This window comes from Pseudomonas putida (genome assembly GCF_009883635.2).
GTDB classification, from domain to species: domain Bacteria; phylum Pseudomonadota; class Gammaproteobacteria; order Pseudomonadales; family Pseudomonadaceae; genus Aquipseudomonas; species Aquipseudomonas putida_W.
On sequence record NZ_CP026115.2, the window covers coordinates 780,185 to 800,363 of the forward strand.

17 protein-coding genes and 2 pseudogenes are annotated in these 20,179 nt (G+C 56.6%); 11 read left to right on the forward strand and 8 right to left on the reverse strand.

Features of this window, described 5'->3' with window-relative positions; genetic code table 11:
• The first annotated feature begins 163 nt into the window (after window positions 1–163).
• From C2H86_RS03575 to C2H86_RS03590, 4 genes are all read left to right on the forward strand, one after another.
• Window positions 164–1,036, forward strand: a complete 873-nt coding sequence (locus C2H86_RS03575; RefSeq protein WP_159411460.1) for an urea transporter — start codon at window positions 164–166, stop codon at window positions 1,034–1,036.
• A gap of 45 nt (window positions 1,037–1,081) precedes the next feature.
• Window positions 1,082–1,906: an ion transporter gene (locus tag C2H86_RS03580; protein ID WP_159411461.1), complete on the forward strand. Its 825-nt coding sequence runs from the start codon at window positions 1,082–1,084 to the stop codon at window positions 1,904–1,906.
• Window positions 1,907–1,998: 92 nt separating this feature from the next.
• Window positions 1,999–3,000 carry a sulfate ABC transporter substrate-binding protein gene (locus C2H86_RS03585; RefSeq protein ID WP_159411462.1) on the forward strand — a complete coding sequence of 334 codons (1,002 nt, stop codon included), beginning with the start codon at window positions 1,999–2,001 and terminating at the stop codon, window positions 2,998–3,000.
• Window positions 3,001–3,207: 207 nt separating this feature from the next.
• Entirely contained in the window at window positions 3,208–5,232 is a 2,025-nt protein-coding gene (locus C2H86_RS03590) for a mechanosensitive ion channel family protein (RefSeq protein ID WP_159411463.1), read from the forward strand.
• Here the strand turns inward: C2H86_RS03590 and C2H86_RS03595 are convergent.
• Both C2H86_RS03595 and C2H86_RS03600 read right to left on the reverse strand, forming a co-directional pair.
• On the reverse strand, window positions 5,224–6,159 hold the full coding sequence (locus C2H86_RS03595) for a class I SAM-dependent methyltransferase (protein ID WP_159411464.1): 936 nt from the start codon (window positions 6,157–6,159) through the stop codon (window positions 5,224–5,226). The two genes, C2H86_RS03590 and C2H86_RS03595, sit on opposite strands and share 9 nt — an antisense overlap.
• A 33-nt stretch (window positions 6,160–6,192) precedes the next feature.
• Window positions 6,193–7,089 carry a DMT family transporter gene (locus C2H86_RS03600; RefSeq protein WP_159411465.1) on the reverse strand — a complete coding sequence of 299 codons (897 nt, stop codon included), beginning with the start codon at window positions 7,087–7,089 and terminating at the stop codon, window positions 6,193–6,195.
• A 133-nt stretch (window positions 7,090–7,222) separates the two neighbouring features.
• On the opposite strand from C2H86_RS03600, the gene C2H86_RS03605 reads away from it, so the two are divergent.
• From C2H86_RS03605 to C2H86_RS03615, 3 genes are all read left to right on the forward strand, one after another.
• Window positions 7,223–7,660 (forward strand): Lrp/AsnC family transcriptional regulator, encoded by a 438-nt coding sequence (locus C2H86_RS03605; RefSeq protein WP_159411466.1) that lies wholly within the window; start codon window positions 7,223–7,225, stop codon window positions 7,658–7,660.
• A gap of 456 nt (window positions 7,661–8,116) precedes the next feature.
• Window positions 8,117–9,649 carry an NCS1 family nucleobase:cation symporter-1 gene (locus C2H86_RS03610; RefSeq protein WP_159411467.1) on the forward strand — a complete coding sequence of 511 codons (1,533 nt, stop codon included), beginning with the start codon at window positions 8,117–8,119 and terminating at the stop codon, window positions 9,647–9,649.
• Window positions 9,650–9,665: 16 nt separating this feature from the next.
• A complete protein-coding gene (locus C2H86_RS03615; RefSeq protein ID WP_159411468.1) occupies window positions 9,666–10,394 on the forward strand; it encodes an aspartate/glutamate racemase family protein in 729 nt (242 codons plus the stop codon).
• A 46-nt stretch (window positions 10,395–10,440) separates the two neighbouring features.
• Here C2H86_RS03615 and C2H86_RS03620 read toward each other — a convergent pair whose 3' ends face one another.
• Complete coding sequence (locus C2H86_RS03620) at window positions 10,441–11,103, reverse strand: histidine phosphatase family protein (protein WP_159411469.1); 663 nt, start codon at window positions 11,101–11,103, stop codon at window positions 10,441–10,443.
• Window positions 11,104–11,608: 505 nt separating this feature from the next.
• A pseudogene (locus C2H86_RS03625) lies at window positions 11,609–11,773 on the reverse strand (FKBP-type peptidyl-prolyl cis-trans isomerase); the annotation flags it as partial.
• Between the two features lie 74 nt (window positions 11,774–11,847).
• Here C2H86_RS03625 and C2H86_RS03630 point away from each other — a divergent pair.
• Entirely contained in the window at window positions 11,848–13,431 is a 1,584-nt protein-coding gene (locus C2H86_RS03630; protein WP_159411470.1) for a recombinase family protein, read from the forward strand.
• Window positions 13,432–13,635: 204 nt separating this feature from the next.
• Here C2H86_RS03630 and C2H86_RS03635 read toward each other — a convergent pair whose 3' ends face one another.
• The 3 genes from C2H86_RS03635 to C2H86_RS03645 all read right to left on the reverse strand — a co-directional run bounded on the left by C2H86_RS03635 (window position 13,636) and on the right by C2H86_RS03645 (window position 17,309).
• Window positions 13,636–14,172 (reverse strand): hypothetical protein, encoded by a 537-nt coding sequence (locus C2H86_RS03635; RefSeq protein WP_159411471.1) that lies wholly within the window; start codon window positions 14,170–14,172, stop codon window positions 13,636–13,638.
• The gene (locus C2H86_RS03640; RefSeq protein WP_159411472.1) at window positions 14,165–14,419 is read right to left on the reverse strand and encodes a hypothetical protein; all 255 of its coding nucleotides are present in this window, start codon (window positions 14,417–14,419) and stop codon (window positions 14,165–14,167) included. Before C2H86_RS03640 ends, C2H86_RS03635 begins: the two co-directional genes overlap by 8 nt.
• Before the next feature lie 2,398 nt (window positions 14,420–16,817).
• A complete protein-coding gene (locus C2H86_RS03645) occupies window positions 16,818–17,309 on the reverse strand; it encodes a hypothetical protein (RefSeq protein WP_240349681.1) in 492 nt (163 codons plus the stop codon).
• A 200-nt stretch (window positions 17,310–17,509) separates the two neighbouring features.
• On the opposite strand from C2H86_RS03645, the gene C2H86_RS03650 reads away from it, so the two are divergent.
• The 3 genes from C2H86_RS03650 to C2H86_RS03660 all read left to right on the forward strand — a co-directional run bounded on the left by C2H86_RS03650 (window position 17,510) and on the right by C2H86_RS03660 (window position 19,952).
• Entirely contained in the window at window positions 17,510–18,139 is a 630-nt protein-coding gene (locus tag C2H86_RS03650) for a recombinase family protein (protein ID WP_159411473.1), read from the forward strand.
• Window positions 18,140–18,482: 343 nt separating this feature from the next.
• Window positions 18,483–19,190, forward strand: a complete 708-nt coding sequence (locus tag C2H86_RS03655; protein WP_159411474.1) for a hypothetical protein — start codon at window positions 18,483–18,485, stop codon at window positions 19,188–19,190.
• A gap of 36 nt (window positions 19,191–19,226) precedes the next feature.
• Complete coding sequence (locus C2H86_RS03660; RefSeq protein ID WP_159411475.1) at window positions 19,227–19,952, forward strand: hypothetical protein; 726 nt, start codon at window positions 19,227–19,229, stop codon at window positions 19,950–19,952.
• Window positions 19,953–19,964: 12 nt separating this feature from the next.
• On the opposite strand, the pseudogene C2H86_RS03665 reads toward C2H86_RS03660, so the two are convergent.
• Window positions 19,965–20,153: pseudogene (locus C2H86_RS03665) on the reverse strand (FKBP-type peptidyl-prolyl cis-trans isomerase); the annotation flags it as partial.
• Window positions 20,154–20,179 lie beyond the last annotated feature (26 nt).

Sequence of the window (20,179 nt, forward strand, 5' to 3'; positions counted from 1 at the left end):
GGGGCGCTTTGCGCCCCTTTCGCGACACAAGGCCGCTCCTACAGTCTTGTGGGAGCGGGCTTGACCCGCGAATGGAGGGCAACGCCCTCCACATACACCAAACCTGCGGAAAACCGAGGCCCAAAGAGGCCCACCGCTCCCCCATCAACCTTGCTGACTGCCCATGTACACCAAGAATTTCGTCAACCCGTGCCCCGACTGGGCCACGGCGCTGCTCAACGGCTTCAGCCAGGTGCTGCTGCTGCGCAACCCCCTGTGCGGCCTGTGCTGCCTGCTGGCCATCCTGCTGACCGCCCCGAACCTGGTCGGCGGCGCTCTGCTCGGCGCCCTCGCCGGCCTGCTCACTGCCCAACGCCGCGGCTACGACCGCGCTGACCGCCAGGCCGGGCTGTATTGCTACAACGGCGTGCTGATCGGCATTCTGATCAGCGCCGTGCTGCCCTGGTCGGTCATCCTGCCGCCGCTGATCATCGCGGCCGGCGGCCTGTCGAGCATCATCACCCACCAATGGCGCAAGCGTGGCGGCAAGCTGCTGGTCGCCTATACCGCACCCTTCGTGCTGCTCGGCTGGGTTGCCCTGTTGTTCGCCAGCCCCGCACCCAGCGCCTTCGTCGAGGCAGAACCGGCGTATGCCCTGGCGCGTGGCGTGGGGCAGATCTTCCTGCTCGACCAGCCGCTGGCCGGGTTGCTGATCATTGTCGGGATGTTCGTTGCCAACCCCTATGCCGCGATGTGGGCCGTGCTCGGTTCGGCCATTGGCGGCGGTGTGGCACTGCTCGCCGATCAGGCGCAAGCTGCGTGGCTGGGCTTGTTCGGCTTCAATGCCGCGCTGGCGGCGCTGGCCTTCAGCCGCCAGGGTGAAAAGCCTTGGGTGACGTTGCTGGCCATTGCCCTGGCCCTGCTGCTGCAACCGGTGTTCAAGCTACTGCCTGTCTCCGGGTTGACTGCGCCTTTCGTCGCTGCTTGCTGGCTGATGCATCTGGGCAGCCACCTGGCCCAGCCCCGACAGCGCAATCCCAGCCGCTTGCACAGCTGAAACGCAGCCCCTAGGCTCTGCCCATCGCAATTGTGGAACGAGCCAATGAACAACCCTGCGAGCCTGCGCGAGCAGCTCTACGTCATCGTCTTCCAGACCGACACCGTGGCTGGAAGACGCTTCGACAAGATCCTCCTGCTGATCATCCTGGCCAGCCTGGTCACCGTTATCCTCGACAGCATCGACGAGATCCACCAGGGCTACGCCGGCCTGCTGGCCGCCATCGAATGGGGCTTCACCGCGATATTCCTGGCCGAGTACCTCACCCGCCTGTACTGCTCGCCCAAGCCCTTGCGCTACGCCTTCAGCTTCTACGGCCTGGTCGACCTGCTGGCGATCGTGCCGGGGATCATCGCCCTGTATTACAGCGACGCCCAGTACCTGCTGATCATCCGGGTGATCCGAATGCTGCGGATCTTCCGGGTGCTCAAGCTCAGCCCCTACCTCAAGCAGGCGCACTACCTGATGGAGGCGCTGCGCGGCAGCAAGCAGAAGATCATCGTGTTTCTGGTGACGGTTTCCACCCTGGTGACGGTGTTCGGCACCTTGATGTATGTGATCGAAGGGCCGGAGCATGGCTTTACCAGCATCCCCAAAGGGATCTACTGGGCCATCGTTACCCTGACCACGGTGGGATTCGGCGACATCGTGCCGAAGACACCGCTGGGGCAGGTGCTGTCGTCGCTGGTGATGATTACCGGTTACTCGATCATCGCCGTGCCGACCGGGATCTTCACCGCCGAACTGGCCAACGCGATGCGCGGCGAGCAGTTGCAACATGACTGCCCGACCTGCCACAAGAAAACGCATGAGCATGCCGCAGCGTTCTGCTCGCGATGTGGTAATGCGCTGTTTCCAAAAACCGAATAAGCAAAGCGCCATTCGGTCTTTAAACGCCCAAGAACCAAACGTTATAGTCGCTGGCACATTGCCAAACATTTGAACCAGAACAAGGACGCAACGTGAAAAAACTCTTCACCGCATCGCTGCTCGCCGCCGGCCTGGCCCTCGGCAACCTGGCCCAGGCCGCTCCAACCCTGCTGAACGTTTCCTATGACGTGATGCGCGATTTCTACAAGGACTACAACCCGGCCTTCCAGAAGCACTGGGAGGCCGAGCACAACGAGAAGGTCAATGTGCAGATGTCCTTCGGCGGCTCGAGCAAGCAGGCGCGTGCGGTGATCGATGGCCTGCCGGCCGATGTCATCACCATGAACATGGCCACCGACATCAACGCCCTGGCCGACAACGGCAAGCTGGTGCCGGACAACTGGGTGAGCCGCCTGCCGAACAACAGCGCGCCGTTCACCTCGGCCACCGTGTTCATCGTGCGCAAGGGCAATCCGAAGGCGCTGAAAGACTGGCCGGACCTGCTCAAGGACGGCGTGCAGGTGATCGTGCCCAACCCCAAGACTTCGGGTAACGGCCGCTACACCTACCTGTCGGCCTGGGGCTATGTGCTCAAGCAGGGCGGCGATGAAACCAAGGCCCGCGAATTCGTCGGCAAGCTGTTCAAGCAGGCGCCAGTGCTCGACACCGGTGGCCGTGCCGCCACCACCACCTTCATGACCAACCAGATCGGCGACGTACTGGTCACCTTCGAGAACGAAGCCGAGATGATCGCCCGCGAATTCGGCCGCGATCAGTTCGAAGTGGTCTACCCGAGCGTGTCGGCCGAGGCTGAGCCGCCGGTGAGCGTGGTCGACAAGGTGGTGGCCAAGAAAGGCACCCAGGCCGTGGCCGAGGAATACCTGAAGTACCTGTGGTCGCCAGCGGCCCAGGAAATCGCCGCGCAGAACTACCTGCGCCCGCGGGATGCGACCGTCCTGGCCAAGTACACCGACCGCTTCCCGAAAGTCGACTTCCTCTCGGTGGAGAAGACCTTTGGTGACTGGCGTACCGTGCAGAAGACCCACTTCAATGATGGTGGCGTGTTTGACCAGATCTACACCGATAAGCAGTAATTGATGTAAGCAGGACCGGCCTCTTCGCGGGCAAGCCCGCTCCCACAAGATCACCACAGGCCTGAATGGTGTGGTATCCCTGTGGGAGCGGGCTTGACCCGCGAAGAGGCCGGCCCTGCTTGCACACCAATCGAACTTTTTCTTCCCACCATCAATCAGTTCCTTGAGTAACCCTGCCCCGCTCACCCCGGCCCAAGGAGTACTCCAGTGCTGCGTTCCCTCTCCACCCTGCTGCTCGGCTGCCTGCTGAGCACTCACCTGCTGGCCGCAGACCCTGCCCTCACCGAAGAACAACCCGCCGAACCGGAACCGGTGCTGCAAGGTGGCCTGCTCGGTGCCCTGGCCGACGGCCTGGACAGCGCCGCCCAGGAACTCGACCTTGACGCCCACCTGGTCGATGCCTGGCGCCTGCGCACCGACCGTGCCGCCCAGGAAGTGGAACGCCTGGTCGACCGCCACTCGGCCAGCGATTCGCTACAACTGGCCGGCAACTTCATCCTGCTGACGCTGACCTGGGCCGCCAGCTTCGCCCTGCTGACCATGCTCGGCCGCTGGCTCAGCAAACGCCTGGCCGGCAGGCCGTGGCTGAGCGCGCGCAAACGCGCCAGCAGCCTGCTGGGCTACCTGCTGCCGTACACACTGCCGGCCCTCGCCAGCCTGCCGCTGACGCTGTACGTCAGCCGTTTCCTCGACCCTTCGATTGCCCGCGCCCTGGGCTTGAGCCTGGCCTACGCGACCAGCAGCGGCCTGTTCTCGACCTCGATCATCCTCTGCCTGATCACCCTGTTCGATGCTGGCCACAAGCGCGCGGCGGTGGCGGTGATCAAGCGCCTGGCACCGCGCCCGCTGTTCCTGATCGGTTTCCTCGCCGCCTGGAGCGACGCCTTGACCAGCCCGCAGATCGCCCGCCAGCTGGGCGGCAACATTACTGCCAGCGTCGCCGTGATCACCGGCCTGACCGCCACCTTGGTCTTCGCCAGCCTGATCATCCGCCTGCGCCGCCCGGTCGCCCACCTGATTCGCAACCGCAGCTACAAGGACCGCGTGCAGCACCGCGCCGTGCAAGAGACCCTGCGCATCTTCTCGGCGCTGTGGTACCTGCCGATCCTGTTAATGATCCTGGTCTCGGCCATCCACCTGCTTGGCGCCGGCGAAGAAAGCCAGAAGGCGCTGCAGAACGCCTTGCTGACCACGGTGCTGCTGGTTTCCACCGTGTTTGTCAGCACCCTGCTGCAACATTTACTGGCGCCCCACGACAGCGATCCGACCCAGCGCGTGCGGCCCTACAAGGAACTGCTGCGCAGCCTGGCCCACGCGCTGCTGCGCATCGCCATGGCAGTGGCCTTCATCGAACTGCTGGGGCGCATCTGGGGCTTCTCGGTAATCGACTTCGCCTTGAGCAACAGCCTCGGCCAGGCGATCAGCAACTCGCTGTCGAGCATCGGCCTGATCCTGCTGGTCACCTGGCTGCTCTGGGTGGTGCTCGATACCGCCATCCAGGAAGCGCTCAAGCCCGCCGTCGGGCGCCGAGCCTCGCGCCAGCCGAGCACCCGGGTGCGCACCATCCTGCCGATGCTGCGCAACGCGGTGAAAGTCATCCTGATCGTCATCTGCACCATCACCACCATGGCCAACCTGGGCATCAACGTCGCCCCATTGCTGGCCGGTGCCGGGGTGATCGGCCTGGCCATCGGCTTTGGCTCGCAGCAATTGGTGCAGGACGTGATCACCGGTCTGTTCATCCTGATCGAGGACACCATCTCGATCGGCGACTGGGTGGTGCTCGATTCCGGTCATGCCGGCACCGTCGAAAGCCTGACCATCCGCACCCTGCGCCTGCGCGACGGCAAGGGCTTCGTGCACTCGGTACCGTTTGGCCAGATCAAGGCCGTCACCAACCAGTCGCGGCAGTTCGCCTATGCGTTCTTCTCGGTACAGTTCACCTATGACAGCGACGTCGACGAGTCGCTGGGGCTGATCCATGAGGTGGGGCAGTCGATCAGCGAAGACCCTCTGCTGCGTATCAACCTGCAGGGGCCGCTGCAGGTGTTCGGGGTTGACCGCATGGACTTGAACGGCTTCGTGCTGACGGCGCAGTTCCGCACTATTTCCGGCGGACAGTATGCGGTGAGCCGGGCGTTCAACGAGCGGCTGAAGAAGCGCGTGGACCAGACTGACAATGTGAGCTTCGCCCAGGTGTATCCCATGCCGGTGCGGGGGATCTCAGCCTGATGTCGCCTGGCGGAACACCAAAGCCTTCAGCCCCCCCGCCGGATCCACATCCGGAAACTCCGGCGGGTTCTCCAGCCGCTCGAAGAAGGCCAGCGAAGGTGCCTGCTCGGCCATCCCCTCGATCAGAAACTCCGGCCCGATCCCCGGGTCGTTGACGCAGGCCAGCACCGTCCCACCCTCACTCAGCAATTCCGGCAGTCGCCGCAGGATCTTGGCGTAATCCTGGGTCAGCACGAAGCTGCCGCGCTGGAAGGTCGGCGGGTCGATGATGATCAGGTCGTAAGGCCCGTACTTGCGCACTTTGCCCCATGACTTGAACAGCTCATGCCCCAGGTAGGCGACCCGCGACGCATCGTGCCCGTTCAGCCGGTGGTTATCACGCCCCCGCGACAGCGCCGACTTGGCCATGTCCAGGTTCACCACCTGTTCGGCACCGCCAGCAATCGCCGCCACCGAGAAGCCGCAGGTGTATGCGAACAGGTTGAGCACGCGCTTGCCCGCCGCCTGCTCACGCACCCAGCGCCGGCCGTAGCGCATGTCGAGGAACAGGCCGTTGTTCTGCCGCACGCCCAGGTCGAGCAGATAGGTCAGGCCATCCTCGATCACCTCACGCTGCTGGCAAGGCTCGCCCAGCAGCCATTGGCCCGGGCTGTCGGGCAGGTAACGGTGCTGGATGAGGATCGCCTGGCCGGTCCATTGCGGGCGTTCGGCCAGGTTGCGCAGCATGGCTTCCAGCTCGCCCAGCTGGCCCTCGGGCGGTTCGCGGAACAGCGCCACCGACAGCACACCCTGCAGCCAGTCCACCGTGACCTGCTCCAGGCCCTCCCAGCAACGGCCGCGGCCGTGGAAGAGGCGGCGGGTTTCCGTGGGGGCGGGGTCAAGGGCAGCGAGCAGGTGCTGTTCGAGGGTGTGGATCGGTGAAGTCATGGCGGGTCGCAAGCAAGTGAAAAGGCCGCCATTCTACCCCTTGGCCGGCACTTGTGCAGAACGGAACCACCAGCCCTGCTGCATGCCCGCTGCCGCCAGCAGAATCAACGCCACCCCCAACCACTGCAAAGGCGCCAGGCGGTGCCCGAAGGCCACCCAGTCGACCAGGATCGCGGCAATCGGGTAGATGAACGACAACGCACCGGTCAGCGCCGTCGGCAGGCGCTGAATGGCGCTGTACAGCAGCACATACATCAACCCGGTGTGGACCATGCCCAGGGTCACCAGGCTGGCCAGCGCCGACGGCTCGCCCGGCAGCCCGCCCAGCTTCACCCACGGCGCCAGCAGCAGCACCCCGGTGGCGACCTGAATCAACGCGATCAGGTGGGGTGGCGTGCCTTTCAGCCGTTTGATGATCAACGCGGCAATCGCATAGAGGAACGCCGCGCCCAGCGCCAGGCCAATGCCTTGCAGGTAGTCCTCACCACTGGCCTGCCCGGCGCCATGGGCACTGACGATCGCCAGCATGCCCAGGAATGCCACGCTCAGCCAGGTGACCTTGGCGACGGTGATCTTCTCGCCCAGGAACAGCGCCGCCAGCCCCACGAGCATGAACGGCTGGACGTTGTACACCGCCGTGCCGATGGCAATCGACGCCCGCGAGTAGGAGGCGAACAGCAGCACCCAGTTACCGACGATGGCCACCCCACTGGCGATGGCCAGCAGGAATGCCGTCCGGGTGATCACGCCCGGTTTGAGAAAGCCGAACGCCGCGCAGATCGCCAGCAAGGTACCGGTACCGAACACGCAGCGCCAGAACACCACTTCCAGCACCGGCTGCCCCGACACCAGCACGAACCAGCCGATGGTCCCGGAAATCAGCATGGCGGCAACCATTTCCAGCGAGCCACGGCGCAATGAACTGTCCATCTCACACCTCCCTTGGATGATGGACATAGTATGCGGAGGGTCGCCGTGCACCTTCCAGCGGATATCCAAGGCATATCAGCCGGCTCACCTTTACTATCAAGGCAACTTTCCCGATTTGCCTGATGAGGTAACCATGACCGACGCCATCGACCAACTGCTGATCAATGCCTTGATGGAAGATTCACGCCGCTCGCTCAAGGCCCTGGCGCAGATCAGCGGCCTCTCGGCCCCCAGCGTCAGCGAGCGCCTGCGCCGCCTCGAAGAACGCGGCGTACTGCGTGGCTACACCGTGGAAGTCGACCCGCGCAGCTTCGGCTACCAGTTGCAGGCGATCGTGCGCATTCGCCCGCTGCCGGGGCAGTTGCAGGAAGTGGAACGGCAGATCATCGCCATCCCCGAATTCACCGAGTGCGACAAGGTCACCGGCGAGGACTGCTTCATCGCACGGTTGCATGTGCGCTCGATGGAGCAGCTCGATACCCTGCTCGACCGCATCAATGTGCTGGCCGAAACCAACACCGCGATCATCAAGAAGACCCCGGTGAAGCGACGGTTGCCGCCGATGGACTGAGTGTATCCATTCAAATGGCAAACTGGCTAATTTTTGCACACAAGAATGTCACCATAGGTGCCATTTTTGTGTGCACTTTTTCCGGTAACGCCCCAATACGTTACACATCCCGCGCAACTAATTTTGACCAAATGATCAACTAATCAGCCAACTAAAAATTTAAACCTGTTCATTTGGTCAACTTATATTTCCTTTATTTCATCAACTTAATTTTCAACTGCTTAGATTCAAACTAGTGGCTACCTGAGACTCGCTTTTTCCCTGGCATGGAACTCGCTTTTGTGTGTTCGTGTTTTGTATACAAACCCTGCGAAACATACACACAAGAACTCGCGACGCCGGTCCAACACCGGCCGCCGCGCCCAGAACCCAGTGATGCCAAGCTGCACCGACGAGATGGCGAGCCCGTGCGCATGCCCGCTCATCGCAGTCCACGTGCATCAGGAGCCTGCCGGAATGAGTACCAGCCTCGACCTTGCCCCTGAACTATCCGTCGCCAGCACCAGCCCCTCTTCCACCCTTGCAGGCGAGATGCCGCCACTCGGCCTGAGCCCACGCCTGCACAACCGCGACCTCGCACCCACCCGTATCGAAGGCCGCCGCTGGGGCCGCTACAGCATCTTTGCACTGTGGACCAACGATGTGCACAACATTGCCAACTACTCCTTCGCCATGGGCTTGTTCGCCCTTGGCCTGGGCGGCTGGCAGATCCTGCTGTCGCTGGCGATCGGCGCGGCACTGGTGTACTTCTTCATGAACCTGTCCGGTTACATGGGGCAGAAGACCGGGGTACCGTTCCCGGTGATCAGCCGCATCGCCTTCGGCATCCATGGCGCGCAGATCCCGGCGCTGATCCGTGCAGTCATCGCCATCGCCTGGTTCGGTATTCAGACCTACCTGGCCTCGGTGGTGCTGCGCGTGCTGCTCACCGCCGTGTGGCCGCAGGTCGCCGCCTATGACCACGACAGCATCCTCGGCCTGTCGAGCCTGGGCTGGGTATGCTTCGTGGCGATCTGGCTGGTGCAGTTGGTGATCCTCGCCTACGGCATGGAGATGGTGCGCCGCTACGAGGCCTTCGCCGGCCCGGTGATCCTGCTGACCGTGGCCAGCCTGGCGGTGTTCATGTACTTCAAGGCCGATGCGCGCATCGCTTGGTCGGTGGCCGAGCCGCTGACCGGCTATGAGATGTGGCGCAACATCTTTGCCGGTGGTGCCCTGTGGCTGGCGATCTACGGCACCTTGGTGCTGAACTTCTGCGACTTCGCCCGCTCCTCGCCGTGCCGCAAGACCATCCGCGTCGGCAATTTCTGGGGCCTGCCGGTGAACATCCTGGTGTTCGCCATAATCACCGTGGTGCTGTGCGGCGCGCAGTTCCAGATCAACGGCCAGATCATCGACAGCCCGACCCAGATCGTCGCCAGCATCCCCAGCACCCCGTTCCTGGTGCTCGGCTGCCTGGCCTTCCTGATCGTCACCGTGGCGGTGAACATCATGGCCAACTTCGTCGCACCGGCATTCGTGCTGAGCAACCTGGCGCCCCGCCACCTCAACTTCCGCCGCGCCGGGCTGATCAGCGCGACCCTGGCGGTGCTGATCCTGCCCTGGAACCTCTACAACAGCCCGCTGGTGATCGTGTACTTCCTGTCCGGCCTGGGCGCCCTGCTCGGCCCGCTGTACGGGGTGATCATGGCCGACTACTGGCTGCTGCGCAAAGGCCGCATCAACGTGCCGGAGCTGTACACCGAGCACCCGACCGGCGCCTACCACTACAGCAAGGGCATCAACCTGCGTGCCGTGGTCGCCTTCGTGCCCGCTGCACTGCTGGCCATCATCCTGGCGCTGGTGCCGAACTTCCACGGTATCGCGCCGTTCTCCTGGCTGATCGGCGCCGGCATCGCCGCTGCGGTGTACCTGTTGATCGCCCCGCGCAACCGCCAATACCACGATGTCAGCGGCGAGTGCATCGCCGTCGACCACAGCAGCCATTGATCAAGGAGGACTGCCCATGCGTATTCTGATCGCCAACGTCAACACCACCGAAGCCATCACCGAGGCCATCGCCGAACAAGCGCGCAGCGTCGCCGCGCCCGGCACGGAGATCATCGGCCTGACCCCCTGGTTCGGCGCCGAGTCGGTGGAGGGTAATTTCGAGAGCTACCTGGCTGCCATCGCCGTGATGGACCGGGTGCTGGCCTACGACGGCCCTTACGATGCCGTGATCCAGGCCGGCTACGGCGAGCATGGCCGCGAAGGCCTGCAGGAGCTGCTCAACGTACCGGTGGTGGACATCACCGATGCCGCCGCCAGCACCGCCATGTACCTGGGTCATGCCTATTCGGTGGTGACCACCCTGGACCGCACCGTGCCGCTGATCGAAGACCGCCTGAAGCTGTCCGGGTTGTATGACCGCTGCGCCTCGGTACGGGCCAGTGGCCTGGCTGTGCTGGAACTGGAAGAAGACCCGCTACGCGCGGTGGAGGCCATCGTCGAGCAGGCCGAACGTGCCGTGCGTGACGACAAGGCCGAGGTGATCTGCCTGGGCTGCGGCGGCATGGCCGGGCTGGATGAGCAGATTCGCCAGCGTACCGGGGTACCGGTGGTCGATGGCGTGAGCGCGGCGGTGACCATGGCCGAGGCGCTGGTACGGATGGGGCTCAGCACCTCCAAGGTACGCACCTATGCCACACCGCGGGCGAAGAAGGTGGTGGGCTGGCCGATGAAGTTCGGCCGTTAGCCGCTTGGCCTTTCCTGCAGGGTCGCGCTGGCCCTGCAGGAGTGGATCAGGTCGGGCAGCTATGGGCACCGCCATTCAGGCCCTGGCGGACGTTACGGCTGAGCAGGCTGGCCTTGCCGTCGTGCCAGGTCAGGGTGAGGACGTAGAGGGTATCGAAATCGTCGCCGCTCCACTCCTGGGTGATCACCCGATCATCGCCCAATGCCTTGCCGGCCACGGTATTGATCAGCTCTGGCAGATAGCCATGGGACCAGGCGGTGTAGACGGTGGCATTACGGTACTTCTCGCTGAGCAGTTCGTCGGCGAGTTCGTCGGTGTCGTTGGCGCCGAAGTCGATGTTGACCGGCAACCCCAGGCGAATGGCGCTGGGGGTAATGGTCATCAACGGGCGGATGTAGCTGTAGCTCTGGTCCTGACTGCCTTCCTCGACGTGCCGCGAGGGGTTGGCGGCGAATACGTAATCCGCTTTGCCGAAACGCTCCGGCAGCAAGGTGGCCAGGTCCAGCGCACGGTTGAGCCCCTGGCAATTCAGTTGCCCCAGGCCTTCACCGGGCTTTTCGGCATGGCGCAGGAATACCAGCGTCTGGGTGCCATCGACCGGTTGAGCACGGCTCTCGACCACTTCCAGTGTCAGCGGCACAGCCGCGGCGACGAGGGCCACGCTGAGCAACAGGTGACGGCGACGTCGAAGGAAAGATGGCAACTTCATGTAGGCAGGCTCTTGTGGCAATAGGTAGCTGGATACCCGCCACATTGCCCTGCGGCCTATGCCGCAAGGCAATCCGTGTTAGTGATTGCCATCCTTGGCAACGAGCAGGACTCAGAGTGTCCGCAACCCGTTTGGTTCCTCCTTGAGTGTGGATGCCGTTCCCTAGGCAAGGATTACGTTAGAGCAGGAGTGTTGCGGAAATATGTCCGCCTTGGGAGTTACATCGCTTATGAGATCGAGCGCCGCCCGCGCGGCGCATCGCGAGCTTTGCTCGCTCCTACATTTGTTTTTGGCCAGTAACGCCTGTGGCAGACGCGCGCGACCGTCTTGTTGGTACGACGCGATATCGCGCCATGCGCCAAGGCGTTCGCGCGCAAATCCCACCGGAATAATTGGCGCGAAACAAACGTAGGAGCGAGCAAAGCTCGCGATGCGCCGCGCGGGCGGCGCTCGATCTCACAGACGCTACATCTCTCAAGGCAAACACCTACCAGCCCCACCGCCATCAATCATCCCGCGTCAGCACTTCCAGCAATTCGATCTCGAAGGTCAGGTCCGAATTCGGCGGAATAGCCCCCACGCTGCGCTCGCCATACCCCAGGTGCGCCGGCACCTGCAGCTTGCGCTTGCCGCCCACGCGCATGCCCATCAGCCCCTGGTCACAGCCTTTCCGCAAAGTACACCACCGTGTATCCTGCCCTTTTGGTCATCGTCCTTTAGGACAATCAGCAGGAAGCAGGCCGTATGCCCTCAGCCATCCCCTACATTCGCTTCAGCAGCGCCCGCCAAACCAGTGGTAGCAGTGCTGAGCGGCAGCGTCAGATGGTGACACGGTGGGTTCAGGATCACCCTGATTACACCCTGTCCGATCTCACCTATGAAGACCTCGGGCGTAGTGGTTATCACGGTGAGCACGTAAAGGAGGGTGGTGGCTTTGCCAAACTTTTGCAGGCTGTAGAAGCAGGGTTGATCAAAGGTGGTGACTGTGTGCTGGTGGAAGCAATCGACCGTACAGGTCGTCTACCTGCATTTGAGATGATCGCTGAAGTACTAAAACCCATATTGTATGCCGGGGTGAACATCGTCACCTTGGATGATCAGATCGAATATACAAAAGAATCGGTTAACAATGGTCACCTGCACCTGTTGGCAGCAAAGATCCAAGCTGCCCACAGCTACTCCAAGGCCCTCAGCGAGCGAACCAAAGCAAGCTATGCCATACGTCGTGAACAAGCTAAGGCGACAGGGAAGGTAAAGCGTCACACGCCTATCTGGCTGACAAGTGGTGGTGATGTGATTGAACATATTGCTGTGCACGTACGCCAAGCTTTCGAACTGTATGCATCTGGTGTTGGCAAGACGACTATTGCCAATCGTCTGCGGACATCTGGTGTAAGCGAGCTGAGTAAATGCAGTGGACCGACTGTTGAAGGTTGGTTGAGAAACAAAGCTGTAATTGGTTATTGGGATGAGATCCCCAATGTGTACCCGTCTATCATCAGTGATGAATTGTTCCTGCTTGCTCAGCAGAGAAAGAAAGCTGTAGCAACAATGCCAAGACAAAGAACGAGCAAGAACCATTTAGTTGGTTTGGTGGTGTGTGGTGTGTGTGGCAGCAACTACATTGTTCACCAGAAAGACGGCAAACCCAACAACATGCGATGTGGAACACATCATCGCTTGAAGTCAGCGGGGTGTGCAAACTCAGAGACCATTCCGTATCAGGTTGTGTCGTATGTGTATTCACTTACTGCTGTTCATTGGATTGAACGAGCATTACAGGCTATACAGCTTTCGGCTAACGACAAGCGAAAGCTTGCACTAACCAGCGAGAGAGATGTTGCCTCATCAGCAATCAGTCGCCTTACTAAACTATTGGCAACAGTGGACGATGACGAAATTACGACTGAGCTGCAGTCTTACAGTGAACGGCGTAAAGCAATTGATGTAGAACTTTCAGTGTTAGAGCGATCACCAATTGCCGATGGCAATACATTAAATGCTGCCATTACCCAAGACAGGATGATGATTGCTGATCCTGTGCAGCTCAATGGTTTACTAAAACAAGCGGGATACAGAATATCTGTATACCAAGGCAAATTAATTAAGGTCGTTGATGAAATATTTCCTTGGGTGTATCAAGGAATCAAACGAAAATCTGAGAGCAATGTCACGTTGGGTTATCGTATGCTGCATTTAGGGGAGGAGATGATTATCTCCCCTGAGCTACCAGAGCTAATTAACTGGGGCGAATACACAGATAACCCTATTGAGGGCATACGTTATATGCTTCGTAGAAGTCATAAATTGATTAGCGTGAACGGCTGATGTCAACCAGTGATGGTGAATCTGGAAGATAGCATTTCAATCATATCTGAGCAGCGTTGCCACTCAGCCCGATTACCAGTTACACCGGCTGCTGCTCTCAATGATTTGTAATGCTTCATCTGCTGCTGTATTTCTCGATTGGTCATTCGATTAGTCACTATCACTTCCCTCTTATATATTTGATAGGTTTGCTGTAGACGCCAATTAGTCGTCTACAACGTCCATGCTGAATTGCGCACCTTGTGCCACTGGATAACCTTCTGGGATGACCAGATCGCCAAAGCAAGCATCCGCTTCAGCTTGAGCGTCACGAAGTTTTTTGGCTTTTGCTTGCTCAGCTGCTCGACGCTCCTTCTCTTCCTGTGCTTCCACAAGCTGTTGAGCAAGCTTGGATTTGTATTCGTCCAACTTAGTTTGCAGGTGAGCAACGTAGTCATTCTTAACCTGACGTTTAATTTCTTCGATCTCTACAGCTTGAACTTCAATAGGCTTGGTCATCCAGATGACATTACGGAGTTGATCATGCTCAATCGAATGGTGATCACGGAATGCGTATCCTTTGTTACATTTCTCAACCACCAGCTTGAGCCATTCGATTTCAATGGGGTGACTGATGCATTCTGCTGACGCCCTGGTGTGTTCATAAGCATGTAATGCAACCCGTAGTTTCAAATTAAATTCATCGTCGCTCCAAACTGGTGGAACGCCTGTGATTTTGGTTGTGCTGAGCTTTTTAGACATTTGTTGATTCCTCGTTTTTCTGATTGTGGATGATATTACGCATATGGCCCAACACTGTTTGTTTGTAGTTACTAACTACCTCTTCCTCAGATAATTGAGGAACGATGGTGGCTGGAACATGCTGGCGACTAATGATGTCAGTCGAATGACCTTTGGTCGAAGGATTATCTGCCTTCACAGAAGGCTCATCTGCTGATTCGAGTCGTTTCGTAATCGCATTTTGCAAGCGTTTGTATGATAGGGTCATGCAGACTCTCCAATAGATTTGTTATAGCCGTATGCCACTGACAAAATGTTCGCCGCAATGACATCATTGCTCACACCCTGGTTAATGGCTGCCACACTCAGTTGTGTGTAAACGTCGATTGGTAAATGCAAACTGAGTGCTGGTTGACCGGATTGAATGCGACTGAGCTTACTGCGGCAAGTGTGAGAGCACGTTCTCGTATCAGACCTCCGATTGGGCATAGGAGAGTGACAGATTAGGCAGTAGTTGAATCCGTTGCTGTCATGAATGGTTGTTCCGAACGAAGTACTGGTGCGGACGTAGACATTGTTTTTTCGAGCTTTAATGGAATGATCCTCATAGGTGTCAGTTTAAATGGTACGCTTTTTATCATGCGCATAATAAAACCCGTGCCCCACTCTCAATACTGAAGAGAATAGGACACGGGGCTTTGGATTAGTTGACCTGTGAAGGTTGCAGTCAACTAATGTGAAAGAGATGAATGGTGTGGCAAGGGACTCTTGGAGAAGAGAAACATGAACATCAATCAACAGTCGTTTCCGACTAATCCACAACACCCAGGAATATTGGGTGCCATTCATCTTTGGAAGATGTCAGCAGGATATGAAGGAGAAGGCATACCCTGCTGAAATGGAGACTCAAGCCTGTGGCGAATCTCAACATTCGATCAAGACCTTACATGGTACTGAGGTTTCACGCCGATTGAGGGAAGCATGAATCAATTTCTCGTCTTGATATTATCTATAATACCGTTAGTTACAGGGATTTGTCAATATCAGCAACGTATTTCGTTGCATTTATTTGCCGATGATGGTATGCAGGGTTGTTCATCCAGAACATCCTACTGCCTCTAGCGCTCTATAATGCGATTACAGGCGTTTTAAGCTTAAGCAGTACATCGGCCTTACCTCAAATTAGATCATTGCTGTATGGCGTTATTTGAGGCCTTCCTGAGCGCGTTGATGTACTCAGTCGCATAGATTGATCAACTAATGATGAAAACATCCCAATTGGATGACTGAATGCATTCTTCCTGTGCAGCGCATAGAGGAAGAGGATCAAGAGCGGATGAGGGTTATCCTCACCTATCAAGATCAAAAGCATTCGCCTACTGGCTCATTGCGCTGACACCCAGTCTGTCGAGATGGATTGGTGTCATACCGTCAACGATGACGTTGAACATTGGAGCGTGATAACCGATTGGCAACAGACAGGATCATTCACAGCCATGCTGTGTTGAGTGATCTCGCGAAGGTTCTCTTCGACTGCCAGCAGTCATCACTGACCTCATACATTCAGTGTCAGCCAGCGAGCACAGCAGTGCGAATGCTATTGATCTTGAATGAGAGGTCAATGAGACCGAACAAGCTCTTGACCTCTTCTCTGTGCTTTGCACAGGAACAATGCGTTCAGTCGCTGACTGAGATGAGTATTCTTCACAACGTTACGTTGTAGGATATCTCTCTGAGGATTGGATGGTCTGATTGACCATCTATTTGTAGATTCTTAAGCAATACATTTATATGCTAAAGCATATAGTATATTTGTCTTTATAATTATTATATTTGTTTATTGATTATTATATAATTCTATCTGCTTAGCAGATAATATAATATCTTCTATCTATAGTGCTTTTACTACCTCACTTCGTTCGGCAGTATGCCTTCATTCTACCAGCCCAAACCGGCTTTTGTCAATCCCACTTGGCATCTATTTTGCAGGGTCCTACGGAAAAGGGTTCCGAAATCAGGCTGCCTGCCCTGCCATCAGGCATATACGCCTGTAAGGCCCAGAGGCTCGATTTAAGCAACGATCTCGCAAAAGACAATGCGACATACTGCTTAGGCTTAAAACGCCTGTAATCGCCTTATAGGCCCTATCAGGGCCGCCATGCATTACACCTGAGATGTTCCTACTGTCGTTCTACGACAAATCTACAAGGGTTGTGGTCACACAACGCCTCAGAATCGACGTAGGAACGCGTTACACACCCTGCCGACACATCAGCTTGGTGAGAAATGAACAGGATTGAATACAGGGTAGAAACTCACTTTTCCGACCACCCGAGGAACATCGTGAACTCACCTCAATCCGCTACAGCCTTGATTGTACGTGGTATTGACGACAATTGGTCTAAGCACACCTGCCAAACCCCCTGCAATTCCTGTCCTTATAAATCGGAATGATCGACATTGATCAGAAATAGCAGGAAAATCCCTAATGCACGCACCTGGGAGGCCCTATACGGCGATATTAGAGGATTTCTCACCTGAGTGATGGTGAGGGCGTAGGCAAGAGGCCTAAACGATTCATACGCAAGCTATGGTGCTTATAGAATGTATCGCCCCTTCCCCGATATCAGGAAGGAGCACGAAGGTTAAAAACGAAATGATGCCAGTCAGCGAGTTAACATGACTCTCGCTTCTGTTTTCTCGTCAACGGCAATAGGTTTCGCGACATAACCACCTTGCGTTGCAAGGCCGAATTGGGTAGGTGCTTGCCAAACCACCATTGAGCTGACGTAGTAATCACCGGGAGCGACATTTGTGAATTTGAAATTACCGTTCCCGTCAGCCTGCGTGACCTTCATATATTTCTTTTGCCGCTCATCGGAAGGAACGATTGGCTTGGATTGCAAGTAACCATTCTGATACCAGAAATTCGAATAGCTCGTCACGGGAAACAGAGCGACCTCGCTGCCAGCACCGTACTTAACATCTCCACCGACAGTTTTCATAAACACCTGCCCGGAAACCGTGCCAGCACCGTCCAGCACCAGCTTTTGGTATTCCTCTACGGGGAATGGCGGACGTTGCAGCGGAGGCTGCCCAGCACACCCACTTAAGACTCCCGAAAGTGCGGCTACGACTACCATCGAACCCAGCTTCATAAGATCTGCTCCATGCCTATTGAAGGCAGAAAGCTATCATGCACTGGATGAGGGAACCAAGCGTGAATCCGCTATCAATTGACTCTACTCAAAAGGTAGTGCCAGCCCTATCCGATAGCGACTATCAAAATACCTATTGATGATAGCTATATGATCGCTTATCATAGATCCATCGAATTGATAGACAAAGGATAGCAACTATGAAAGCTCATCTGTATCTGCGTGCTTCCACGAAGGATCAGGATGCAAACCGTGCACGTCAGATGCTTGAGGCTTTCGCCAGTGACCACAACCTCATCATTGCAGACGTATACGCTGAGAACATCTCAGGAACCAAGCTGGAGCGCCCAGAGCTTTCCCGTCTGCTTAGTGCTGCGCAAGCGGGTGATTCCATCGTCTGTGAATCGGTTGACAGGTTGTCTAGGTTGTCCAGTGCTGAATGGGACGCACTGAAATCGACCATCAAGGCCAAGGGCTTGCGTCTGGTAGTAGTCGATCTACCCACCTCTCACCAGTTGGTTGATGGTAACGGCATCACAGGTGCCATTATGGAAGTGATCAACAACATGCTCCTAGACTTGATGGCAACTATGGCACGGCTGGATCAAGAGAAGCGTGTGGAGCGCATCAAACAGGGTATCGAGAATAAGAAGGCAGTTAACCCTGAGTGGAAACCAGCTGGCAAAGGTAAGAATGCTGCGATGTGGGAGAAGGTGACGAACATCATGGCCAAGCACCCAACCATGACTGCCGATGATGTGGCCAAGCTGGCAGAGTGTGGAGTTGCCACGGTGTACAGGATCAAGAAGGAATTGAAAGCAGCCGTTTAAAGCCCGCCTCATACAGCAACGCTGTGAATGATCCAATGGGGTAGGATGGATAGCATATCAAACGCCTCGCTATGGCCCTGCATGGAGCTTTGGCGGGGCATTGCCGTTTATGGGTGCAGGGATTTGTAGAATCATGAGTGGTATACCCGCATTTACACCGGTATACCCTCAAGCGCAGGCGCTGACTGTCAAGGGATTTTCCGACCTGTGAAGATTTGAGGTTGTGTAAAAACGGGCTGTCAATTTTAGGATGAGGAGGAACTAGATCAGCCAAAGTGGCTTTTCCTTGTTTAATAGAGTGCTATCATAAGGCCGCTGCCATGATTTTTCAGGAGGAATAATTATGCTTTATATGCTCATGCCGCTTGACCAACATTACGACTTAGGGTTTGGTGCGGTAGCTGATTCCTTCAAGCACGCTGCTGACTCTCTCAATGATCCAGACAAGCCACTGCACTTTAATTCAAATCTACCTGTAAGCTTCCTCTACCGCCACGCCATCGAACTTTATCTTAAATCCGCAATCATCACACTCCATCGCAAATTCACCATTCCTTATGGTGATGAACCCGCGTCCAGCGAGCCCAGTGTCATGGTAGGCAAGAAACGCAAGCCACTATACAACGTTCATGGCTTAGGCCCTTTATACGCTGAGCTACGCACCCTCTTAAATCAAAAGGCAGAGGCGCTTGCTAAAGTCCCACACACCGATTGGGTTCTGCCACCTGAGCTTGATGGATGGATAGCAGCAATTGAAGCAACTGACTCATCGAGCACGTATTTCCGGTATCCAATAACGAAAGATCCAGCCCTTGATGTTAAGAAGTCGACTATGCAAAGGGAAGACACTAGCAAGCTCATACAGAGGATGCATAATGGCGGACAACCTGTGAAAGCTCTAATGATGATCAATGACGACTACGAAGTAGTTGAATCATTTACTCATGATGACAGCAGTGCTCAAGAAATGCTGAACATCCTGAAGGAGACATCAGAGCTATTTTATTGTCTGCATGCAATGATGTCATATACGCTGGCAGGTGGCAGGTAACGTTAGTTATTATTCAGACTAGGGAGCTATTTCCAATTGAACGACATTGATAGTCCAGACTTTAGCAAGGCTCGCGGCTTGTTGATTGGATTTTCTAGCATAGCATTAGTTCTTTGGTTTTATGGGATAGATCTAACGACTATAAAATTTCTAGGATTAGAAATTACACCTAAACGAAATGCCAGTCATTCCTGGGGCCTGATGGCGGCTGTTAATCTATATTTGGTCTTTCGCTTCTACCAGCGCATACCCGATAACACCCGTAGATTCGATGAAAGAATGGATAAGATTTATGATGCGGCTTTAGGTTGGGTTGCTCTGATTCTTTACAGATTAGAACTCAAGCGGGAGGGAAGAAGGCTACTTTCAGAAACCTATCCAGATGAGAAATTTGAAAAGATTGAAACCCTCTCACTTGAGTGGACTGTCACTTGTCACGATAAATTGGCTGAAGACGAATCTCGCTCAGGGCCTGAAGACCATACACCAAGCATTCATGAACTAACTAGAGAATATAGAACTAGCGTGGTTGTTACCGGCTTTTTTATGGGTCACAATGAGCCTAATTTGGATATGTGCACCAGATACGCTCACCTTACTAAAACAATGCCAGCGATCATCACTTGGGGTTGTAAGGCGTTCGCTGTGGTGCGTGGAATGTGCGTCACTCCATGGTTCACTGACAACTGGCTACCTCTTGCTCTAGGAGGGTTCGCGGTAGCGATTGCCCTACTCAGATGGGCGACCATAAACGCCGTGTAACTAACAGAAATGTTGGTCCCAGCCTTTGATGACACGGCCGGTGCCAATCACGCACTGAAACGGTTTGCCCCGCGACCACGACGAGTCGAACTCGCTGCCGTCGGCCAGCCAGCCGGTGTATTGGGTGGTGATCAGGGCGCCTTTGACGGCGGCTTTACCGTCGCCTTCGACGAGGTCGGTGATCTGCAGTTCGCTGCTCATGGGCAGGCTCCAACGCTGAAATTCAA